At 68.2% G+C, this 20,148-nt stretch carries 18 protein-coding genes; 11 read left to right on the top strand and 7 right to left on the bottom strand.

What is annotated here, in order from left to right; translation table 11 throughout:
- Positions 1-54: 54 nt before the first annotated feature.
- Positions 55-801, bottom strand: coding sequence for a triose-phosphate isomerase (gene tpiA, locus QZ546_RS08795; protein WP_294236222.1), 747 nt, complete (start codon positions 799-801; stop codon positions 55-57).
- A gap of 136 nt (positions 802-937) precedes the next feature.
- On the opposite strand from tpiA, the gene QZ546_RS08800 reads away from it, so the two are divergent.
- On the top strand, positions 938-2,884 hold the full coding sequence (locus QZ546_RS08800; RefSeq protein ID WP_294236224.1) for a peptidylprolyl isomerase: 1,947 nt from the start codon (positions 938-940) through the stop codon (positions 2,882-2,884).
- Positions 2,871-4,367, top strand: a complete 1,497-nt coding sequence (gene trpE, locus QZ546_RS08805) for an anthranilate synthase component I (protein WP_294236225.1) — start codon at positions 2,871-2,873, stop codon at positions 4,365-4,367. The genes QZ546_RS08800 and trpE overlap by 14 nt, the downstream gene beginning before the upstream one ends.
- A 207-nt stretch (positions 4,368-4,574) precedes the next feature.
- Here the strand turns inward: trpE and QZ546_RS08810 are convergent, their stop codons facing one another.
- A complete protein-coding gene (locus QZ546_RS08810) occupies positions 4,575-5,009 on the bottom strand; it encodes a hypothetical protein (protein ID WP_294236227.1) in 435 nt (144 codons plus the stop codon).
- A gap of 196 nt (positions 5,010-5,205) precedes the next feature.
- On the opposite strand from QZ546_RS08810, the gene QZ546_RS08815 reads away from it, so the two are divergent.
- Genes QZ546_RS08815 through lexA form a run of 6 tightly spaced genes read left to right on the top strand, consistent with a single transcriptional unit; the run spans position 5,206 to position 10,010 of the window.
- Positions 5,206-5,820 (top strand): aminodeoxychorismate/anthranilate synthase component II, encoded by a 615-nt coding sequence (locus tag QZ546_RS08815; RefSeq protein ID WP_294236231.1) that lies wholly within the window; start codon positions 5,206-5,208, stop codon positions 5,818-5,820.
- Complete coding sequence (gene trpD, locus QZ546_RS08820; protein ID WP_294236234.1) at positions 5,817-6,812, top strand: anthranilate phosphoribosyltransferase; 996 nt, start codon at positions 5,817-5,819, stop codon at positions 6,810-6,812. The genes QZ546_RS08815 and trpD overlap by 4 nt, the downstream gene beginning before the upstream one ends.
- Complete coding sequence (gene trpC, locus QZ546_RS08825; RefSeq protein ID WP_294236235.1) at positions 6,809-7,585, top strand: indole-3-glycerol phosphate synthase TrpC; 777 nt, start codon at positions 6,809-6,811, stop codon at positions 7,583-7,585. The genes trpD and trpC overlap by 4 nt, the downstream gene beginning before the upstream one ends.
- On the top strand, positions 7,582-8,049 hold the full coding sequence (gene moaC, locus QZ546_RS08830) for a cyclic pyranopterin monophosphate synthase MoaC (RefSeq protein ID WP_294236237.1): 468 nt from the start codon (positions 7,582-7,584) through the stop codon (positions 8,047-8,049). The genes trpC and moaC overlap by 4 nt, the downstream gene beginning before the upstream one ends.
- Before the next feature lie 49 nt (positions 8,050-8,098).
- Complete coding sequence (gene glp, locus QZ546_RS08835; protein WP_294236309.1) at positions 8,099-9,277, top strand: gephyrin-like molybdotransferase Glp; 1,179 nt, start codon at positions 8,099-8,101, stop codon at positions 9,275-9,277.
- Between the two features lie 55 nt (positions 9,278-9,332).
- A complete protein-coding gene (gene lexA / locus QZ546_RS08840) occupies positions 9,333-10,010 on the top strand; it encodes a transcriptional repressor LexA (RefSeq protein ID WP_294236239.1) in 678 nt (225 codons plus the stop codon).
- A 525-nt stretch (positions 10,011-10,535) separates the two neighbouring features.
- On the opposite strand, the gene QZ546_RS08845 is transcribed toward lexA, so the two are convergent.
- A complete protein-coding gene (locus tag QZ546_RS08845) occupies positions 10,536-12,635 on the bottom strand; it encodes a ComEC/Rec2 family competence protein (RefSeq protein WP_294236241.1) in 2,100 nt (699 codons plus the stop codon).
- Positions 12,636-12,732: 97 nt separating this feature from the next.
- Here QZ546_RS08845 and gltX point away from each other — a divergent pair, with 97 nt between their 5' ends.
- The 3 genes from gltX to QZ546_RS08860 are packed head-to-tail and all read left to right on the top strand — an operon-like array spanning position 12,733 to position 15,671.
- Positions 12,733-14,169, top strand: coding sequence for a glutamate--tRNA ligase (gene gltX, locus QZ546_RS08850; protein ID WP_294236243.1), 1,437 nt, complete (start codon positions 12,733-12,735; stop codon positions 14,167-14,169).
- Between the two features lie 2 nt (positions 14,170-14,171).
- Positions 14,172-15,455, top strand: coding sequence for a citrate synthase (locus QZ546_RS08855; protein WP_294236245.1), 1,284 nt, complete (start codon positions 14,172-14,174; stop codon positions 15,453-15,455).
- Positions 15,456-15,458: 3 nt separating this feature from the next.
- Entirely contained in the window at positions 15,459-15,671 is a 213-nt protein-coding gene (locus QZ546_RS08860) for a hypothetical protein (RefSeq protein WP_294236247.1), read from the top strand.
- A 442-nt stretch (positions 15,672-16,113) separates the two neighbouring features.
- Here the strand turns inward: QZ546_RS08860 and QZ546_RS08865 are convergent, their stop codons facing one another.
- From QZ546_RS08865 to QZ546_RS08880, 4 genes are read right to left on the bottom strand one after another with little or no spacing between them, the layout of a single operon-like run.
- Entirely contained in the window at positions 16,114-17,472 is a 1,359-nt protein-coding gene (locus QZ546_RS08865; protein WP_367113523.1) for a sensor histidine kinase, read from the bottom strand.
- Positions 17,469-18,536, bottom strand: a complete 1,068-nt coding sequence (locus QZ546_RS08870; RefSeq protein WP_294236248.1) for a DUF2336 domain-containing protein — start codon at positions 18,534-18,536, stop codon at positions 17,469-17,471. The genes QZ546_RS08865 and QZ546_RS08870 overlap by 4 nt, the downstream gene beginning before the upstream one ends.
- Before the next feature lie 35 nt (positions 18,537-18,571).
- Positions 18,572-19,756, bottom strand: a complete 1,185-nt coding sequence (locus tag QZ546_RS08875; protein ID WP_294236250.1) for a hypothetical protein — start codon at positions 19,754-19,756, stop codon at positions 18,572-18,574.
- A gap of 53 nt (positions 19,757-19,809) precedes the next feature.
- Positions 19,810-20,103, bottom strand: a complete 294-nt coding sequence (locus QZ546_RS08880; RefSeq protein ID WP_294236252.1) for an Hpt domain-containing protein — start codon at positions 20,101-20,103, stop codon at positions 19,810-19,812.
- Positions 20,104-20,148 lie beyond the last annotated feature (45 nt).

Consider the following 20,148-nt stretch of genomic DNA (forward strand, 5'->3'; position numbering starts at 1 on the left):
ACCCCCGTTCAGCCTGAGCACAGTCGAAGGCCGCGCCCCACCCTCACCCGGAAATCACAACCCCGCCGCCGCCTCGATGATCGGCACGAACTTCGCCGCCGTCAGGCTCGCCCCACCGACCAGCGCGCCGTCGACATTCTCGACGGCCAGCAAGGTCGCCGCATTATCGCCCGTGACCGAACCACCATACAGGATCCGCACCCCGTCCGCCGCATCGCCGATCAGCATCCGCAGCTTGGCGCGCGCGATGGCATGGATGCTGGCGATCTCGTCCACCGTCGGGGTCCGCCCGGTGCCGATCGCCCAGCGCGGTTCATAGGCCAGGGTGAACCAGCTGCCATCCGCATTGTCGGGCACCGACTTTTCGATCTGCGCCTGCACGACCCGTTCGGCACGGCCCGCGTTGCGCTCGGCCTCGGTCTCGCCGCAGCACAGGATGACGTTCAGCCCGTTGCGACGCGCCGCCGCCGCCTTGGCCCAGGCGTCCTGGCTCGTCTCGCCCTGGTCGGCGCGGCGCTCCGAATGGCCGACGATGGTGAAGCGCGCGCCCGCCTCGCGCACCATGGCGGCGGAGACGCAGCCCGTATGCGCGCCCGAATCGCTTTCGTGCACATCCTCTGCCCCGATCGCCAGGCCCGGCACCCGCTCGGCGGCGGGCGCGATCAACGTGAAGGGCACCGCCATCGCGACATCGACCCCCGGCGCCGCCTCCGCCGCCGCAGCGATCGCATCCAGTTCGACCAAAGCGGCGCGCGAGCCGTTCATCTTCCAGTTGCCCGCCACCAATTTGCGCCGTGCCATATCAGGCTCCCGATTTGAGTCGTCTGTTATACGTGTTCAACACCGATAGCGGATCGTGGGTTTCGCACAAGCTTGATGCCGAGCCGCCTCGCCCCTAAAGCACGTTCCGATTTTATTCCTTGCCGATCGGTCGTCCATGCTCAGCTTCTTCCGCCGGATCATCAATTCCAAGGCCGGCGTCGTCTTGACCGTCATCATCGTCGGCGTGTTCGCCGTCGCTTTCGGCGCCAGCGACGTTTCCAATATCATGGGCATGCCGGTCGGCCAGAACGGCGCGCAGGTCGCCAAGGTCGGCGATGCCAAGATCACCGCGAACGATCTGCGCAGCGCCGCGCAGAGCGAAGTCGATGCCTATCGCCAGGAACAGCCCACGCTCGACATGGCGCAGTTCATCGCCGGCGGCGGGTTCGAGGGCACGCTGAAGCGCGAGATCACCGGTCTGGCGCTCGAACAGTTCGGCAAGCAACAGGGCATGGTGGTCTCGCGTCGCCTGATCGATGGCCAGATCGCCTCGATCCCGACATTTCGCGGTCTCAATGGCCAGTTCGACCCGGCGCTTTACCAGCGTTTCCTGGCCCAGCGGAAGATGACCGACGCGCAGGTCCGCACCGACCTGACCCGCACGGCCTATGCGCAGCAGCTGACCCTGCCGAACAGCGATGCGTCGCAGCTCGCGATGCAGATGGCCCTTCCCTATGCCTCGCTGCTTCTGGAAAAGCGGCAGGGCGAGGTCGGCTATATCCCGACCCGCCTCGTGCCCGCCGGTCCCGCGCCGACGGATGCGGACCTCCAGGCCTTCTACACCCGCAATGTCCAGCGCTACACGCTGCCCGAGCGCCGGGTCATCCGCTACGCGCTGGTCAGTCCCGCGACGGTCGCCGCCCAGTCGACGCCCGGCGAGGCGGAGATCGCCCGCTACTACCAGACCAACCAGTCGCGTTATGCCGCGACTCAGAAGCGTGACGTGACCCAGGTCATCATCGCCGACCAGGCGGGGGCCAACGCCCTGGCCGCCAAGGCGAAGGGCGGCACCTCGCTGGCCGACGCCGCGCGCGCCGCCGGGCTGGAGGCTTCGGTCCTGAAGGGCCTCGACAAGGCCGCCTATGCCGCGCAGGGCTCGGCCGCTGTCGCCGATGCCGTGTTCGGTGCGGCGCAAGGCGCGGTCGTCGGCCCGGTGCGTGGCCCCCTCGGCTTTGTCGTCGCCAAGGTCGATGCGATCACCCAGGTCCCCGGCAAGTCGCTGGCCCAGGCCCGCCCCGAGATCGTCGCCGAGCTGACCAAGCAGAAGCAGGCCGCAGCGCTGGGCGATACGCGCAACACGATCGAGGACTCGCTGTCGGGCAATGCGACCTTCGACGAGGTCGTGGCCGACCGCAAGCTGCAGGCGCAGGCGACCCCGGCCGTGACCGCCCAAGGGATCGCGCCCGACGCCCCCGCCTTCCAGGCGACGCCGGAACAGCGCGCGATGATCACCGCCGCCTTCACCGCCCAAGAGGGCGACGCGCCGCAGATCGTACCGATCGGCCAGGACGGCAGCTTCGCCGTCGTCGGTGTCGGCCAGGTCCAGCGTTCCGCCCCCCGTCCGCTGGCGCAGGTCCGTCAGCAGGTGGTCGCCGACCTGACCGCCGATCGCGCCCGTGCCGCCGCCCGCAAGCTGGCCAATGCCGTGCTCGCCAAGGTGAATAAGGGCATGTCGATGGCGCAGGCGCTGAAGGAAACCGGGCTGGCGGTGCCGCCGGTCCGCCCGATCACCGCGTCGCGTCGCGACCTGGCCGCCGCACAGAACACGCCCGCCGCCGCCCCTCTCGCGCTGCTCTTCTCGATGCCGCAGGGCAAGGCCCGGACGCTGGAGGCGCCGCAGAACGAAGGCTGGTACATCCTGCGCACGGTCAAGATCGAAGCGGGCGACGCGACCGGCAACACCGCCGCGATCGCCGCCGCACGTGGCGATATCGGACGCCTGCTCGGCCGCGAATATGTCGCGCAATTCGCCCGTGCAGTGCGCGACAGCGTCGGCGTGAAGACCGATCCCAAGGCGGTCGCCAAGGTCCGTTCGGAGTTGCTGAACAATGGCGCCAACTGAGGCTGACCGGCTGGCGAACGGCCAGCCGCTCCTCATCTGGCGGCGGCAGATCGCCGACACCGAGACACCGGTCGCCGCCGCGCTGAAGCTGATCGAGCCCGGGCGCGGCGACTTCCTGCTCGAATCGGTCGAGGGCGGCGCGACGCGCGGGCGGTACAGCCTGATCGGTCTGGCGCCCGACCTGGTGTTCCGGGCCGAGGGGCATGAAGCGGCGATCAACCGCCACTGGGCGACCAATCGCGACGCTTTCGAGGCTTGCGCCGCGCCGACGCTGGAGGCGTTGCGCCAGCTGGTCGCCGAGTGCCGGGCCGAAGTCCCCGAAGGGCTGCCCGCCGCACTCGCCTGTCTGGTCGGCTATTTCGGCTATGAGACGGTGGGGCTGGTCGAAGCGCTGCCCCAGCCCGACGTCGATCCGCTCGGCCTGCCCGACATGATCTTCGTGCGGCCGACCGTGATCCTGGTCTTCGATCGGCTGGCCGACGCGCTCTATCTCGTCGCGCCGGTCTGGCCCAATGCCGCGCGCGATCCGGCGCGGATGATCGCGGATGCCCAGGAGCGACTGGACGCCACTGCCGCGCGGCTGGCAACGGCGACGCTGCCTGCACCCGTACGGGCCGACTTGCCCGAACCGGCCTATCAGCCTGCCCTCGCCCCCGGCCGCTATGGCGAGATGGTCGCGCGAGCCAAGGACTATATCGTCGCGGGCGATATCTTTCAGGTCGTGTTGGCGCAGCGTTTCTCCGCGCCCTTCGCCCTGCCGCCGTTCGAGCTGTATCGCAGCCTGCGGCGGATCAATCCTTCGCCCTTCCTCTATCATCTCGACCTGCCGGGCTTTGCGCTGATCGGGTCGAGTCCGGAAATCCTGGTCCGGGTCCGCAATGGCGAGGTTACGATCCGCCCCATCGCGGGCACCAGGCCACGCGGCAAGACGCAGACGGAGGACACCGCGAACCGGGACAGCCTGCTCGCCGATCCGAAGGAACGCGCCGAGCATCTGATGCTCCTCGACCTCGGCCGCAACGATGTCGGCCGGGCGGCCTCGGCGGGCAGCGTGCGGGTGACCGACAGCTATACGGTCGAATTCTACAGCCACGTCATGCACATCGTGTCCAACGTCGTCGGCCATCTGGCCGAGGACAAGGATGCGCTGGACGCCCTGTTCGCGGGCTTTCCGGCGGGCACGGTCAGCGGCGCGCCCAAGGTTCGCGCCTGCCAGATCATCGCCGAGCTGGAGCCGGAACGGCGCGGCGCCTATGCGGGCGGTGTCGGCTATTTCTCGCCCGACGGGTCGATGGACTCGTGCATCGTGCTGCGTACCGCCGTGGTCAAGGATGGCACCATCCATGTCCAGGCGGGCGCTGGCATCGTCGCGGACAGCGATCCGGCCTATGAACAGCGCGAGTGCGAAGCGAAGGCGGGCGCGATGCTCGCAGCAGCGCGTGACGCGGTGGCACGGGCGGGCGAAGGCGGCTTCGGGCAGTAAGTCGTAGCAGCCGACAATCGTCAACGCGCTCCCCGGTGAAGGCCGGGGTCCAGTTTCTAGTCGGCGTGAGGCGTGCAGAACGTCGCGTGGGAGGCCCATTCCACCGGTTTGCGACCGAGCATTATCTCAAATGTCAGAACAACTGGACCCCGGCCTTCGCCGGGGAACAGCTTTTAAAACATAGCGGTCGACCACCCTGACCGGATCTTACTGCCCATCATCCGCCGGCGGGGTCGCCTCAGCCCTACGCGCCTTGCGATCGGCGGCATATTGCTGGTTCCACTGGATGCTGCATCCGCTCTGGCCGCCCGTGCCGACCGGCGAGCAGGTATCCGGGATGCCGCCCGCCACGCGACCGACCTGGTCCATCGTCGCGGCGCGATTGACCCAGCTCTGGTTCTGCGCGGGGATCGGCTTGTCGTTCCGCAGCGCCTTGGGGATGCGATAGGGCTCGTCGTCGCGGCCGCAGACCACGACCTCGTCCGCCGTGCTCTCGGGGCATTTCTGATCGCCGGTCAGCGTGACCTGCCGCACCCGCTTGGGGGGCTGGCCGCTCTCGGCCTGCGGGTTGTTCGGCGATTGCTGGGCGAATGCCGTGGCCGGGCTCAGCAACAGGGCAGCGATCAGGGCGGCACGAACCATGGCGACGAAACTCCTTTGGGACACTCAACGTCTTACGTGGCGCATGGCTCCACGCTGAACAGTTCGCCCTAACGGCGCCATTCCGGCAAAATTGCGGCGATGTGTCGCGCGCCCGGCCATCCGGACATGCCCGATCCTTCGGACCTATGCGTCAAGCAGGCGTTGCACCGCCCGTACGATCGGCTATGGCGGGGGCATGATCCTGGTCGTCGACAATTACGACAGCTTCACCTGGAACCTCGTCCATTATCTTCAGGAATTGGGCAGCGAGGTAGAGGTGGTCCGCAACGACGCGATCTCGGCGGGCCAAGCGCTCTCGTCGGGGGCGCAAGCCTTTCTCATCTCCCCCGGCCCCTGCACGCCGACCGAGGCGGGCGTCAGCCTGGACCTGGTCGCGGCCGCCGCCGAGGCCGGCCGTCCGCTGCTGGGCGTGTGCCTGGGCCATCAGGCGATCGGCCAGCATTTCGGCGGGCTGGTCCAGCGCGGCGGGCTGATGCACGGCAAGACCTCGCCGGTGCATCATGACGGCACCGGCCTGTTCCGCGGGCTGCCTTCGCCCTTCACCGCGACGCGCTATCACTCGCTGATCGTCAACGACGTGCCCGACAGCCTGGTGGTCAACGCGCGCGCCGAGGACGGCACGGTGATGGGCTTCCGCCACGCCACGCTGCCCATCCACGGTGTGCAGTTCCATCCCGAAAGCATCGCCACCGAATATGGCCATGCGATGCTCGCCAATTTCCTGCGTGAGGCGGGCGTGGCGCACGACCTGCCCGAGCGGCTTCGCCCGCCGGTCGAGAGCGCGGCGTGACCACCCTCGCCCTGCTGCCCGATCCCGCCAGCCCGCTATCGCGCGAAACCGCTTATGCCGCCTTTGCGGACATTCTGGACGCGCGGGCGGATGACGAGGCCGTAGCGACCTTCCTGATCGCGCTGGCCGAGCGCGGCGAAACCTCGATCGAGATCGCCGAGGCGGCCCGCGCCATGCGCGAACGCGTGATCCCGATCGAAGCGCCTCGGGGCACCATCGACGTCTGCGGCACCGGCGGCGACGGGCATCACACGCTGAACGTCTCGACCGCCGTGTCGCTGGTCGTCGCCGCACTCGGCGTGCCGGTCGCCAAGCATGGCAACCGGGCCGCCTCGTCCAAGGCGGGCGCGGCGGACACGCTGGAGGTGCTCGGCCTCGACATGGAGCGTGCCGGACAGGTGGCGCAGGCGAGCCTGACCGATATCGGCATCGCCTTCCTCTTTGCCGCCAATCATCACCCGGCCATGGCGCGGATCACCCCGATCCGGCGGCGCATCGGGCGGCGGACGATTTTCAACCTGATGGGTCCCCTGGCCAATCCGGCGCATGTCGGGCGTCAGCTGATCGGCATCGCCCGCCCCGATTATGCATCGGTCTATGCCGAGGCCCTAGAACAGCTGGGTGCCGAGGCGGCGCTGGTCGTGTCGGGCGAGGAAGGGCTGGACGAGCTGTCGGGCGCAGGCCCCAGCATCGCGGTTTCGGTCGGCGCCATCGCCGCGCCCGCGACGATCACCCCGGAGGATGCGGGACTGCCCCGTCATCCCATCACCGCCATTCGCGGCGGCGACGCCCGGCACAATGCCGAGGCGCTTCGCCGCCTTCTCGCCGGAGAGCCAGGCGCCTATCGCGACGCGGTTCTCCTCAACGCCGCCGCCGCCCTGCTCGTCGCCGGGCATAGCGTCGATCTGCGCGAGGGCGCGGTCGCCGCCGCCCGCGCGATCGACACGGGCGGGGCCGCGGCGCTTCTCGATCAATGGATTGCCTACCGATGACGATGCTCGACCGCATCCTGGAAACCAAGCGCGCCGATGTCGCCGCGCGCAAGGCGACGATGTCGCTGTCCGATCTGGACGCCAAGATCGCGACCGTCTCGGCCCCACGCGGCTTCCGTGCCGCGCTCGACGCCAAGACCGGCCATGCACTGATCGCCGAGGTCAAGAAGGCCAGCCCGTCCAAGGGCCTGATCCGTGAGGATTTCGATCCCCCCGCCCATGCCCGCGCCTATGAGGCCGGAGGGGCCGCCTGCCTGTCGGTGCTGACCGACGAGCGCTGGTTCCAGGGGGCCGATATTTTCCTCGAGCAAGCACGCAATGCCGTGTCGATCCCGGTCCTGCGCAAGGACTTCATGGTCGACCCCTGGCAGGTGCACGAGTCGCGCGCCCTAGGGGCCGACGCCATCCTGATCATCGTCGCCGCGCTGGACGATACCCAGATGCAGGAGATCGAGGCCGCCGCGATCGAATGCGGCATGGACGCGCTGGTCGAGGTCCATGACGCCGGCGAGATGGAGCGCGCCGCCCGGCTGAAGTCGCGACTGATCGGGGTGAACAACCGCGATCTCAGGGACTTCACGGTCGATTTCCAGCGGACCTACGAACTGGTCGGACGTGCCCCCGCCGGGTGTACCTTCGTCGCCGAGAGTGGTTTGACGACGCGGCAAGATCTGGACGCGATGACCGCACACGGAATCCACTGCTTCCTGATCGGCGAAGCGCTGATGCGGCAAAAGGATGTCGAGGCGGCGACCCGCGCGCTGATCGGATGAGCGGGCTCACCCATCTGGATGCAGAAGGCTCGGCGCGGATGGTCGATGTCGGAGCCAAGGCCGTGACCGCCCGTCAGGCGATCGCCCAGGGCCGCATCACCATGTCGCCGCAAGCCGCCGCCGCGATCCGCGCAGGCAGCGTGCAGAAGGGCGATGTTCTGGCGGTGGCGCGCGTCGCCGGGATCATGGCCGCCAAGAAGACGAGCGAGCTGATCCCGCTTTGCCACCCCCTGCCCTTGAGCAAGGTCGAGATCGACCTGGCGCTGGACGATGAAGGTGTGACCGCGACCGCGACAGCCGCCACCGCGGGTCAGACCGGCGTAGAGATGGAGGCGCTGACCGCCGTGTCGGTGACGCTGCTGACCGTCTACGACATGGCAAAGGCGCTCGATAAGCGCATGGCGATCGGCGATATTCGCCTGATCGCCAAGACCGGTGGCAAGTCGGGCGACTGGCACGCCTGACGGAACGGACCGACTGCCCAGGCGTCCTCTACGGCCTATAGGAGCGAGCATCATTCTCTTACCCGTCCCCGAAGCCCAGGCCCGCCTGATCGCGCTGACCACCGAGCGCCCCGCCATCGACGTACCGCTTCGCGAGGCGGCGGGACGCTGGGCGGCGCGCGACATCCCTGCGCTACGGACCCAGCCTGCCAGCGACCTGTCGGCGATGGACGGCTATGCGATCCGGTTTGAGGACATGCCCGGCCCCTGGACCGTGATCGGCGAGAGCGCAGCGGGACGGCCTTTCCCCGACACGATCGGCCCCGGTCAGGCGACGCGTATCTTCACCGGTGCCGCCCTGCCCCCCGGCGCCGACACGGTCTTGATCCAGGAGGAGGCCGGACGGGACGGCGCGGCCTTGCACCTGACCGGCGAAGGCCCCGCGCATAGGGGCCGCAATGTGCGTCGGCGGGGTCTGGATTTCGAGGAAGGCGCGATGCTGATCGCCGCCGGGCAACGTCTGACCCCGGCGCGGATCGCAGTCGCAGCGACCGGCGGCCATGGCCGCCTGCCCGTTCGGCCGCGCGTCCGGGTCGCCATTGCCGCCACTGGAGACGAGCTGGTGCCACCGGGATCGGGCGATCCCTCCGCTCTCCCTGAGTCGAATGGCGTCATGCTCGCCGCCATGCTCGCCGATTTGCCGGTCGACATCATCGACCTGGGCATCCTGCCGGATGATCTAAACGCGTTGCGCGACGCCTTTGCCGGGGTGCGGGCCGATCTTCTCGTCACCACCGGCGGAGCCTCGGTCGGCGACCATGATCTGGTCCAGCCCGCGCTGAAGGCGGCGGGTGGGAGTGTCGATTTCTGGCGGATCGCGCTGCGCCCCGGCAAGCCGATGATGGCGGGCCGGCTGGGCGAGACGGCGGTGCTCAGCCTGCCGGGCAATCCCGTCTCGGCCTTCGTCACCGCGACCCTGTTCGTTCGGCCGCTGATCGCGCATCTGTCGGGCGCCGCCGATCCCTTCCCGACCCCCATCCCCGCCATCCTGGGCGAGGATCTGCCCGCCAACGGCCCGCGTATCGATTACCTCCGCGCTGCGATGATCGACGGACGGGTCCATGCGGCGGCCATTCAGGACAGCTCGATGCTGCTGACCTTGGCGCGCTCCACCTGCCTGGTCATCCGCCCGCCCCACGTCCCGGCGGCACGGGCGGGCGACTCGGCGGAAATCCTGATGCTCGCTTGACGCAAGCCAATACGTTCCATATAAGTTCCACGTCTGTTCTGGACGGAGGATCGCGATGCTCACCGCAAAGCAGCATGAGCTTGTCTGCTTCATCAATGACCGTTTGAAGGAAACCGGCGTCTCGCCCTCCTTCGAGGAGATGAAGGAGGCGCTGGATCTCAAGTCCAAATCGGGTGTCCACCGCCTGATCTCCGCGCTGGAGGAACGCCACTTCATCCGCCGCCTGCCCAACCGCGCCCGCGCGCTGGAGGTGCTGCGGATGCCGGACCGCCCCGAAAAGCCCGTGGCAGCGGCGCCAGCGGCCAATGTCCGCACGCCCGCCACGAAGCCGATCGCCGAGCCCGCCAACGACGTGGTCGAAATCCCGTTGCATGGCCGCATCGCCGCCGGCGTGCCGATCGAGGCGTTCGAGAGCAGCTCGACCCTGGCCGTCCCCGCCGCGCTGCTCGGCTCGGGCGAACATTATGCGCTGGAAGTATCGGGCGACTCGATGGTCGAGGCGGGCATCCTCGACGGCGACTATGCGCTGATCCGCCGCACCGACGTGGCGCGCGATGGCCAGATCGTCGTGGCGCTGATCGACGATAGCGAGGCGACGCTCAAATATTTCCGCCGCGAGGGCTCGATGGTCCGTCTCGACCCCGCCAATCGCGCCTATGATCCGCAGCGTTATTCCCCGGCGCAGGTCCGGGTCCAGGGGAAGCTGTCGGGCATCCTTCGCCGTTACGATTGAGGAAAAGGGCGAGGCGTAGGGCGGACGAACCATGCCTTGTCCGATAGGTTGATGATGCTGCTCGGCTGTCAGACTGGCCGAAAGGCGCTCCGCCGGGGCTCGCGTCTTTCCTCTCCTGCGAGGAGATCGCTGCAGGAGACGCGACACCCTCCTGGCAAAGGCCGGGGCTTAGATTGTTAAACGCTGATAAGCCATCCTGATCGTCCGGCATTTGGCCCCCGGCTTCCGCGGAGTTAAAGGCGGAAATGGGCCTTTCGGAACGATGGCCTACAATAGGAACAGGCCGGGGATCGGACGGAGCGCCGGACCGTCGATTGACCAACGCCATGCTCGCGATCGGGCGCAATTTGCGAGTTCATTCCATGCATGGACGGCCCAATTCGCAAGGCTCGATCGTCCTTCGACCACAGGCGACGTTGCACCAAAGCAGTAAGGTCGGGCCGCTCTGCCAATATCGGTTGTAAGGGACGCCTGGGTCTGATTGAGCCAGGCTGGACCGCAGGAGTGCTGCCCCACGCCACCGGATCAGAACTCCAGGCCGTCACGCTTAACGCCCCGATCCTCTTTCCCCACGATCCAAGGATGCCGATCGTCCGGCTGTTGCACCATCCGCACCGATGGCGGGTCGAGCCGGATCGAAACGCCACCCGTCCGGCGTAACGTCGATACATCGAGCTTTAGCCAGTGCGGGCGACAGGCCTGGGGCAAGCGTCGGTCGGCGATCACGATATCCACCCGTCCGCACAGCGTCACCAACGTCGCCCAGGGCACCGGATAGCCGCTGCGCGTCGCGGCGATCCGCCATGTCCGGCCGCCTCGTCTCAGCGCGGCGACGCACATATCCTGCCCGCACCGCGCTTCCCGCTGATCGACCAGGGCCAGCGGTTCGGTATCGCTGCCGCCCAGTTCGGCCAGCGTGGTGCGCATATAGTCCCCGGCCCGTTCGCGCAGCAACGCCAGTCCCCTGTCCGTCGCGATCGCGGCGTGACGGCCATCCCCGGTCACGATCAAGTCGGGGGCGGGCGCGACTAGCATCACCGTCACGCCCAGCGCCAGCAGCGGCGCCCCCAGCCACCGCCATCCGGTCCGCCAGAGCGCGATCCACAGACCACCCGCGACCGCCATGCCAAAGGCCCAGACCGGCGCCACCGGAAGCGCCACGACCGAGCCCGGCATTGCCGAGACCCACCGCGCCAGGGCGAGCAGCAACCCCAGCGCTTTGCCGAGCAGCCACCAGAACGGACCACCCCAGCCCAGCGGCTCGAGGAGCAGCGCGATCATCTCCAGCGGCATCGCGACGAAGGTGGTCCACGGGATGGCGACGATGTTCGCAAACGCCCCGTAAAGCCCGGCCTTGTGAAAATGATAGACCGCAATCGGCATCAGCGCAGCTTCCACCACCACACCCGTCGCCAGCAGCGCGCCCAGATGCCGGACCGCCGACCAGCGCCAGTCGGGATGCGGCCCCAGCCAGCGCCCGAGCGCGGGATGCTCGTGCAAGGCGACGATCGCGGTGATCGCCGCGAAGGACAGTTGGAAGCTCGCCCCCACCAAGGCCTCTGGCCGAAAGACCAGGACGATCAGCGCGCCCGCCGCGACCAGGCGCAGGGTCATCGCCTCCCGCCCCAGGGCCAGCGCGGCGAGCACCAGCATCGCCGCGACGCAGGACCGGATGGTCGGCACCTCCGCCCCCGTAAGCCAGGTATAGCCGATCGCCGCCAGCGCCCCCGCCGCCGCGCCGACCAGCGGCAAACGGACGCGCAGCGCCAGCCAGGGCCAGAGCGCCAACAGCCTTATGGTCAACACCATCACGATACCGACGACCGCGGTGATATGCAGCCCGCTGACCGACAGGAGATGCGCCAGCCCCGCGCGTCGCATCGCCTCGGCATCATCCTGGCCGATCGCCCCGACATCCCCGGTCGCCAGCGCCGCCGCGATCCCGCCCTCGCTGCCCGCCAGCCTGTCGGTGATTCGCTGCGACAGGCGTTGCCGCAGCCCTTGCCCATGCGCCGCCGGTCGCAGGATGCGCACCGGTGCAAAGCCCCGCCCGGTCGCCCCGATCGCCTGAAACCAAGCCGCCCGGGCGAAATCATAGCCGCCCGGCGCGACGGGCGGTGCCGGCGGCATCAACCGCGCCCGCAACCGTACCCAGGCGCCCGGCCCCAGCTCGGGTGACGCATCCCCCTCCGCCAGCGATACCCGGATACGCGGAGGCAGAGCGATGCCGCGCCCCTGTCCGTCACGGGCTTGCCCCGGCCGCAGCATCAGTCGGACGATCTGTCGCGCCGCCAGGCGATCGACCGCTTCGACCTCGGCCACCATCTCGGCCATCACCGGGCGGGCCAGGACGGGTGCCCGAACCGACTCGGCGCGCGCCCAGGCGATCAGCAATCCCGCCAGCATGAGCAATGCGGCCATAAATACCGATCGCGCCACCCGGCCGCCGCCGGTCCATGTCGCCGCCGCCAGCCCGATCCCCGCGACCAGCAGCGCCATCGCGACCCAGCTTCTGGGATCGGGCAGCACGAACCAGCCCGCAACCCCGGCGCCCAGCATCACCGGTGCCCAGAGCGCGAGCTGGTCGCGCTCGGCCTCCGCCCGGTTCTCCAGCCAGTTCCTCATCAAGATGAGGCGCGGCATTTGGCGGCGGGGACGCTTGATGCTAGGGGCTGCGGCGGCTGAATAGGCCATCGAAATTCATGATTGGGAGTATGCGCGGTTGAGCGCAACAGATGATATCGCCACCGGGTCGACCGCCACGCCAGTGGTGACCCGCTTCGCGCCCTCGCCGACCGGTTTCCTCCATATCGGCGGCGCGCGCACCGCGCTGTTCAACTGGCTGTTCGCCAAGGCGAATGGCGGCAAGTTCCTGCTGCGCATCGAGGATACCGACCGCGTTCGCTCGACCCAGCCCGCGATCGACGCGATCCTGAACGGGATGCGCTGGCTGGGTCTGGACTGGGACGGCGATGCCGTGTTCCAGTTCGCCCGTGCCGATCGCCATGCCGAGGTAGCGCATGAGATGATCGCCAAGGGCCACGCCTATCGCTGCTATATGACGCAAGGTGAGATCGCCGCGCAGCGCGAGGCTGCGCAGGCCGCCAAGCAGCCCTTGCGTATCCGCTCGCCCTGGCGCGACGCCGATCCTGCCACCGCGCCGGAAGGCCAGCCCTTCGTCGTCCGCCTCCGCGCCCCGCGCGAAGGTGCGGTGACGATCGAGGACCGGGTACAGGGCAGCGTCACCGTGCAGAATGCCGAGCTGGACGATCTGGTCCTGCTCCGCTCGGACGGTACGCCGACCTATATGCTGGCGGTGGTGGTCGACGACCATGACATGGGCGTGACCCATGTGATCCGCGGCGACGATCACCTCAACAACGCCTTCCGCCAGCTGCCGATCTACAAGGCGATGGGCTGGGCCGAACCCACTTACGCGCATATCCCGCTGATCCACGGATCGGACGGCGCCAAGCTGTCCAAGCGCCACGGCGCGGTCGGGATCGAGGCGTATCGCGACGAGATGGGCATCCTGCCCGAAGCGCTCGACAACTATCTGCTCCGTCTGGGCTGGGGCCACGGCGATGCCGAAATCATTTCGCGCGAGGATGCGGTGAAGTGGTTCGACCTCGCCGCCGTCGGCAAGGCGCCGTCGCGGTTCGACCTCAAGAAGCTCGAAAACCTCAACGGCCATTATATCCGCGAGGCCGATGACGCGCGGCTTGCCGATCTGGTCGCCAAGCGGATGGGTGTCGAGGACACCGCGCTGCTGACCGCCGCCATGCCCTCGCTGAAGCCGCGTGCCGCCAATCTGAATGAATTGGCCGAAGGCGCGCGTTTCCTTTTTGCGACCCGTCCATTGAGCCTGGACGACGCCGCCACCGGCCTGCTCGACGAAAAGGCACGGGGCATTCTCTTTTCCGTTCACACCGCGCTTGACGCGGTGCACAACTGGGATACGGAGCTTTTGGAAGACGCGGTACGCAAGGTGGCCGAAGCCGAGGGCGTGAAACTCGGCCAGGTTGCCCAGCCACTCCGCGCCGCCTTGACCGGACGCAAGACGTCCCCGGGGATCTTCGACGTGCTCAGCCTGCTGGGTCGCGAGGAAAGCCTGGGGCGGATCGCGGACCAGATGACCGCAGATAGGAAGGATCATTGAGTATGAGCGACACCGCGAAATTCGAAATCGGCGGCAAGGGCTTTGACTATCCGGTCATGTCGGGCTCGATCGGCCCGGACGTGGTCGACATCCGCAAGCTCTATGCGCAGACGGGTGCCTTCACCTATGATCCCGGCTTCACCTCGACGGCATCGTGCCGGTCGGAGCTGACCTATATCGACGGCGATCAGGGCGTGCTGCTTCACCGCGGCTATCCGATCGGCGAGCTGGCCGAGCAGTCGAGCTTCATGGAGGTCGCGTACCTCCTGCTGAACGGCGAACTGCCCAGCCAGGACGAGTTGTCGGGCTTCACCAACACCATCACGCGCCACACCATGGTGCATGAGCAGCTTGCGGCGTTCTTCCGTGGCTTCCGCCGCGATGCGCACCCGATGGCGATCATGTGCGGCGTGGTCGGTGCGCTGTCGGCCTTCTATCACGACTCGACCGACATCCATGACCCGGTGCAGCGCACGATCGCCTCGCACCGCCTGATCGCCAAGATCCCGACGATCGCGGCGATGGCGTACAAGTACTCGGTGGGCCAGCCCTTCCTGTATCCGGACAACTCGCTGTCCTATACCGGCAACTTCCTGCGCATGACCTTCGGCGTTCCCGCCGAGCATTATGAAGTGAACCCGGCCGTCGAGAAGGCGATGGACCGCATCTTCATCCTCCACGCCGATCACGAGCAGAACGCCTCGACCTCGACCGTGCGTCTGGCGGGTTCGTCGGGTGCCAATCCGTTCGCGTGCATCGCGGCGGGCATCGCCTGCCTGTGGGGTCCGGCGCATGGCGGCGCGAACGAAGCCGCGCTTAACATGCTGCGCGAGATCGGCACGCCCGATCGCATCCCCGAGTTCATCGCGCGCGCCAAGGACAAGAACGATCCGTTCCGCCTGATGGGCTTCGGCCACCGCGTCTACAAGAACTACGACCCGCGCGCGACCGTGATGCAGAAGACCGTGCGCGAAGTGTTCGACGCGCTGAAGGTCAACGATCCGCTGTTCGAGACCGCGCTGCGCCTCGAAGAGATCGCGCTGAACGACGAATATTTCGTCGAGAAGAAGCTGTTCCCGAACGTCGACTTCTATTCGGGCGTGATCCTGTCGGCGATCGGCTTCCCGACCGAGATGTTCACCGTGCTGTTCGCGCTCGCCCGCACCGTCGGCTGGGTCGCGCAGTGGAACGAGATGATCACCGATCCCGACCAGAAGATCGGCCGTCCGCGTCAGCTGTACACCGGCCCGACGCAGCGTTCCTATGTTCCGGTCGAGCAGCGCTAAGCCATGAACCGGTTCCGGCCGATCCTGATCGCTATCGGCGTCCTTCTGGCGCTGACCGGGGCTTTATGGATCGGCCAGGGGCTGGGCTATATCCATTGGCCCGACGAGAGCTTCATGCTCGGCCGAAGCGAATGGGCCGATCGCGGCGCCTTCGTTGCGGTCGCGGGATTGCTGCTGATCCTGGTCGCGCGGCGCCTGTCCAAAAGGCGGCGCTGACGCGGTTCATGGTGAACGACGAAAGGGCTCCTTCGGGAGCCCTTTTTGTTGATGCCCGGTGAAAGGCTGCGTACCTTCTGCGGAACGCCCCACTCCACAGCCTCACCCTGACAAAGGCCGGGATGGTGTGCCATGATCCCGAAATTCGAAGGGCTTCTCGGGAGTCAGCGAAGGATCATGACGACCCAGGACGGATCGACATTGAGCCTATTCCTCCCCTGCAAGGGGAGGTGGCAGGCCGAAGGCCTGACGGAGGGGTGTCCCGGTTGGAGAATTTGGACCTACCCTCGCCATCGGGGACCCCCCTCCACCCTGCTACGCATGGTCCCAGTGGCAGGTCGATCATGCCCCCGGCATGATCTGGATTGCCTGGGAGGCAATCCACCTGCCACTCCTTACAGGGGAGGAATTTGCGCCCATCTTGGCTGAATGTCGATCGGCCCTAATGCGACCGCAATCGAAAGGTGAAGGTCGCCCCCTCGCCCGGCACGCTTTCCACGCTCAACTCGCCGCCCATCGCGCGGGCCAGGCGGCGGGCGATATAAAGACCCAGGCCGTTGCCGCCGGGCTCGGTCGGGTCGACGCGCTCGAACTTCTCGAAGATGCGCGCCTGGTCCTCGGGCGCGATCCCCTTGCCATGATCGGTGACGCTGACCAGCGACCACTCGCCGTCGCGTTCGGCGGTCACGACCACCTCGCCATCGCGCGGGGTATAGCGCACGGCATTGCCGACCAGATTGATCATGATCTGCAGCGACCGTCCGAAATCGCCGATCGCGGGCATCCCCTCCGACATGCCGGGACGGCGGATGGTCACGCCGGCGGAGTCCGCGCGCACGCCCAGCAGACCCGCCGCGCGACGGGCGACATCGGCCAGGTCGATCGACGTCGCCGCCAGCCGGAAATCAGCTTGCTCGATAGCCTGCAGCTCGACCAGATTGTCGACCAGCCCCATCAGGTGCCGACCGGCATGGGCGATGTCCTGCGCATATTCGGCATAGTCCGCTGCGATCGGACCGTCGGCGCGCGCCGCGATGCTGTCCGCATTGGCGACGATCCGGGCCAGCGGCGTGCGGAGCGCACGGTCGAGCCCGGCGGTAAAGCTCTCGGTCAGCGGCGGTCCGCCCGCTATGATCGGATGCTCGGCCTCGGCCTCGCCGGGCTCGTCGATCAGATAGGTCGCGCCGACCAGCCCGGCGATGCCCCCCGCCCCGTCATGCCGAATCGCCGCCGACAGCCGCACCGGCGCATCGGTCGGACGGAGGCGCGCCCCCCTTCCGTCGAGCGGCGCAGTATCGTCGACCAGCACGCCGCTCGTCTTGGGGTCGAAGGCGAACAGCGCTTTCAACGGCTGCCCCAGCATCGTAGCCGCGTCGAAGCCGTGGCGTATTCCGGCCCCCGGCGACAGGAACGTCAGCCGAAGCGCGGCATCGGTTTCCCAGCGGAAATCGGCGCCGGTCGCGGCATAGTCCGGCGGCGTCGCACTAGGCTGCCAAGCGGTCCGATCGCGCCAGCCGCTGATGCTCAGCCGAATCTGTCCGGTTTCGGGGCGCGCCTGGACCCATAGGTCCAGATCGCCCTCGTCATCGGCGACCATCACCTGGCGCGAGACGGCGATTCCCAGCCGCCGCGCGAGCCGCGCCACGCGCGCAATCGGGGCGACGGCCAGCCGGTCCCCGACATCTCCGCCCGCGCGGACATGCAACAACTCGATCGGGGGATCTGCCGACAGGATGTGATCGCCCGCATCGAGAATGGCGCGCGCCACCATCGATTCGCCAGGGCTATCCATCGACGTCATCGACGCGCGAACCCTTCCAAACGCTCCACGGCGTCGCGAAACGGGCGGGGCAGCGTCAGCGATGCGATCGCTAGGCGCGCGTCCGCCGGGGGCACCGCCATGATCGCATCCAGCGCATCGGCAAAGCCATCCTCATCGCGACGGCGATCCGCCTCGCACAGCGAAATGCCGATCCGGGCAATGGTGGGCCGGTCCAGGTCGATCGCACGCAGCGCCAGCCATAACCGGTCGCCCTCCGGCTCCAGCACCAGGTCGCGTACCACGTCCGGCTCGATCCCAGCGGCATGGGCGAGCAAGGCGATGAAGACGGAGAGCTGGCGATCCGACAGGCATTCGATCAGCAGGTCGGGCAGTTCGGTCGCCCGCGCGTCGATGGCCGCGGCGAGCCGCAGCGCTGCCGCCTCGAGCCGATCACCGACATCCTGCGCGGCCAAAACCCGCTCCGCCGCCTGGGCCAGGATCCCGTCCTGGCCGGCGCCACCGCCCTGCCGCAGCGCCGCCGCGACCGTCCAGACCAGCCGGTGATAGAGATCAGTCGGCAGCCCGACCGCTTCGTCCTCCAACCCGGCGACGCGCGCGCGGCCCTCAGCCGCCAGCACATGACGTGCCGCCGCTACGACGATGCGGTCGGGCGCCTCGGCCAGGCGGACCAACAGGCTGCGGGCGTCACCGGCGACGGGGTCGATCGGCAGGGACTCCGCCAGCAGCGCCTGGCGTGCCTGGGCAACCAGTTCCGTCACCAGTTCGGGTTCGGCGAGCGCCCCGGTTTCGCGCAAGCGGTCGACCAGCTCGGCCGGGGGCGGCAGGTTCAAGGGTGCGCCATCCGGCGCCAGCCGCTCGGCCTGTCGCGACAGATCGCGCGCCACGGTCTCGGCCAAGGTGCGAAGCCGCGACGTAACCTCGAAACGAATCCGATCGGTCAGCCGCGAATCATCATCCAGGCGCAGATCGGCCAGCGCCCCCGCCCGCCGCGCCAAGCCCCGCGCGCGCGCCTCCGCGACGCGGGCGGTCAGCCGCGCGCCCCGCCATTCGGAGGCGTGAAATGGGTCCGGTTCGACCGCCATCAGGAACCGCTAACCCCTTTGACGTTAAAGCGACACTAAAGTTGCGAACGCAATGTCTCGATTGCGGACGCCAAAGTGACGATGGCATAGACGCCGGCCAATGCGAGGCCGCCAATCCCAACCCCGAGCATCGTCGCGGGCAGCAGGACAAGCAAATAGGCGGGCGGGCTCGCCCACCAACGCCGCCGGAACCGGTAAAGCCCTGCCCGCTCGGCCAGAATTCCCAGGATCACCAGCATCAGGGCTAGGATCGGCGCGATGTCCTGCCCCGCTAGCCGATAATATTGCCAGCCCATCGCCGCGATGGCGATGGCGGACAGGCCGGCGATCGCCGCCGATTGCGCGCGAGCCATCGCCTGCTCGTCCCGCAGACCCGCCAGCGTTTCGCCGAGCCCCAGGCCGAGCGTTCCCGCCACCGTCACCAACAGACCGAAGGCCGGGAATCCGAACAGGATCAGGACAAGCCCCAGCAGACCCAGCACCGCCCCCCCACCGCCCGTCACATGCGACGGCACCGCCCGCTCGACCAGACGCGGCAGCGCCAGCCGCGCGACAGGTGCGAGAATATAGCGGTCGAACCAGCTTCGCCGTCCCGACACCAGCCGTGCGACGACGGCGCGACCGCGTGCGTCCAGCGTTTCGGCGCGGTGAACGATGCCATGCCCCGCCTTTTCCGCCTCTGCGGGCAGAAGGATATGCGTCGCCCGCACCTGCGCCGCCATCCGAAGCAGCGTCGATTGCAGGTCATAATCGCGCGGCAGCGCGGCGACCTCCGCCACGCGGCGCGGGTCGAGCCGGGCGACGCCCGCCCAGGCCATCTGGCCGCCGACACGCTCCAGCCCCGGCTCTGCCGCCGCCTCGGGCAGGACGACGAGCGCATCCGCCGCGCCGTCGCGAAGGACCAGTGCGATCATATCCTCGGTGGTGATCAATCCGTCGGCCAGCACGACCAGGCGGGACAGCGGATGCAGCTTTTCCGCGGCCTCCACCGCGCTGCGCACCGTGTCGACCACGACCCCGCGATGGGCGATTCGCGCGATGGCACCGAGCAGTTCGGGGGTCAGCCGCGCGACGACGATGATCAGCTGCGCCGCACCGGCCGCCACCAGCAGCCGCGCCTGATATTCGATCAGGGTCACCCCGGCGAAGGGCAAGGTGGCCGTCAACCGCCCGGGACGGTCGTCGGCATCGTCAATCGCAAAGAGAAGACCAGACAGCATCGTGCGCTGTTAAGCGCTCCGGCCCCACCTTGCCAGCCCCGAGCATCGGAAGGTTACAGGCGTGCGACGACCTCGCCGATTCGGTCGAGCGATTCGACGTCCGGTGCGTCATGCTCGGCCGCCTGCCCCGCCAGGGTCATCAGTGGCAAGGCGTTGACGCTGGCTGCCAAGCCCTTGAGCCGCAAGGCAGCTTCGCGCCATTCCTGGCTGCCCTGGGCCAGGTGCATCGCCTCGACCGCGCGGGTCACGCCTTCGACAAAGGCGCGGCGCAAATCTTGGATGACGGCCGGTTCATCCCCGGCAACCGCCGCCAAGGCAGAATCGATCGTTCCATGGTCATGGGTCATCGGCTGCCCTTAGACCCGAGGCGCCCCGTCACGGAATAGCGCAAA

Origin of the sequence: uncultured Sphingomonas sp., assembly GCF_913062585.1 — a bacterium.
Taxonomy (GTDB): domain Bacteria; phylum Pseudomonadota; class Alphaproteobacteria; order Sphingomonadales; family Sphingomonadaceae; genus Sphingomonas.

Bases quoted from the DNA above. Each gene is read 5' to 3' on its own strand.
- tpiA (WP_294236222.1), bottom strand. From the start codon at position 801: ATGGCACGGCGCAAATTGGTGGCGGGCAACTGGAAGATGAACGGCTCG.
- QZ546_RS08815 (WP_294236231.1), top strand. From the start codon at position 5,206: ATGATCCTGGTCGTCGACAATTACGACAGCTTCACCTGGAACCTCGTC.
- QZ546_RS08870 (WP_294236248.1), bottom strand. From the start codon at position 18,536: ATGGCGGTCGAACCGGACCCATTTCACGCCTCCGAATGGCGGGGCGCG.
- QZ546_RS08880 (WP_294236252.1), bottom strand. From the start codon at position 20,103: ATGACCCATGACCATGGAACGATCGATTCTGCCTTGGCGGCGGTTGCC.
- QZ546_RS08810 (WP_294236227.1), bottom strand. From the start codon at position 5,009: ATGGTTCGTGCCGCCCTGATCGCTGCCCTGTTGCTGAGCCCGGCCACG.
- QZ546_RS08800 (WP_294236224.1), top strand. From the start codon at position 938: ATGCTCAGCTTCTTCCGCCGGATCATCAATTCCAAGGCCGGCGTCGTC.
- QZ546_RS08865 (WP_367113523.1), bottom strand. From the start codon at position 17,472: ATGACGTCGATGGATAGCCCTGGCGAATCGATGGTGGCGCGCGCCATT.
- QZ546_RS08860 (WP_294236247.1), top strand. From the start codon at position 15,459: ATGAACCGGTTCCGGCCGATCCTGATCGCTATCGGCGTCCTTCTGGCG.
- QZ546_RS08855 (WP_294236245.1), top strand. From the start codon at position 14,172: ATGAGCGACACCGCGAAATTCGAAATCGGCGGCAAGGGCTTTGACTAT.
- moaC (WP_294236237.1), top strand. From the start codon at position 7,582: ATGAGCGGGCTCACCCATCTGGATGCAGAAGGCTCGGCGCGGATGGTC.
- lexA (WP_294236239.1), top strand. From the start codon at position 9,333: ATGCTCACCGCAAAGCAGCATGAGCTTGTCTGCTTCATCAATGACCGT.
- trpE (WP_294236225.1), top strand. From the start codon at position 2,871: ATGGCGCCAACTGAGGCTGACCGGCTGGCGAACGGCCAGCCGCTCCTC.
- QZ546_RS08875 (WP_294236250.1), bottom strand. From the start codon at position 19,756: ATGCTGTCTGGTCTTCTCTTTGCGATTGACGATGCCGACGACCGTCCC.
- QZ546_RS08845 (WP_294236241.1), bottom strand. From the start codon at position 12,635: ATGAGGAACTGGCTGGAGAACCGGGCGGAGGCCGAGCGCGACCAGCTC.
- trpC (WP_294236235.1), top strand. From the start codon at position 6,809: ATGACGATGCTCGACCGCATCCTGGAAACCAAGCGCGCCGATGTCGCC.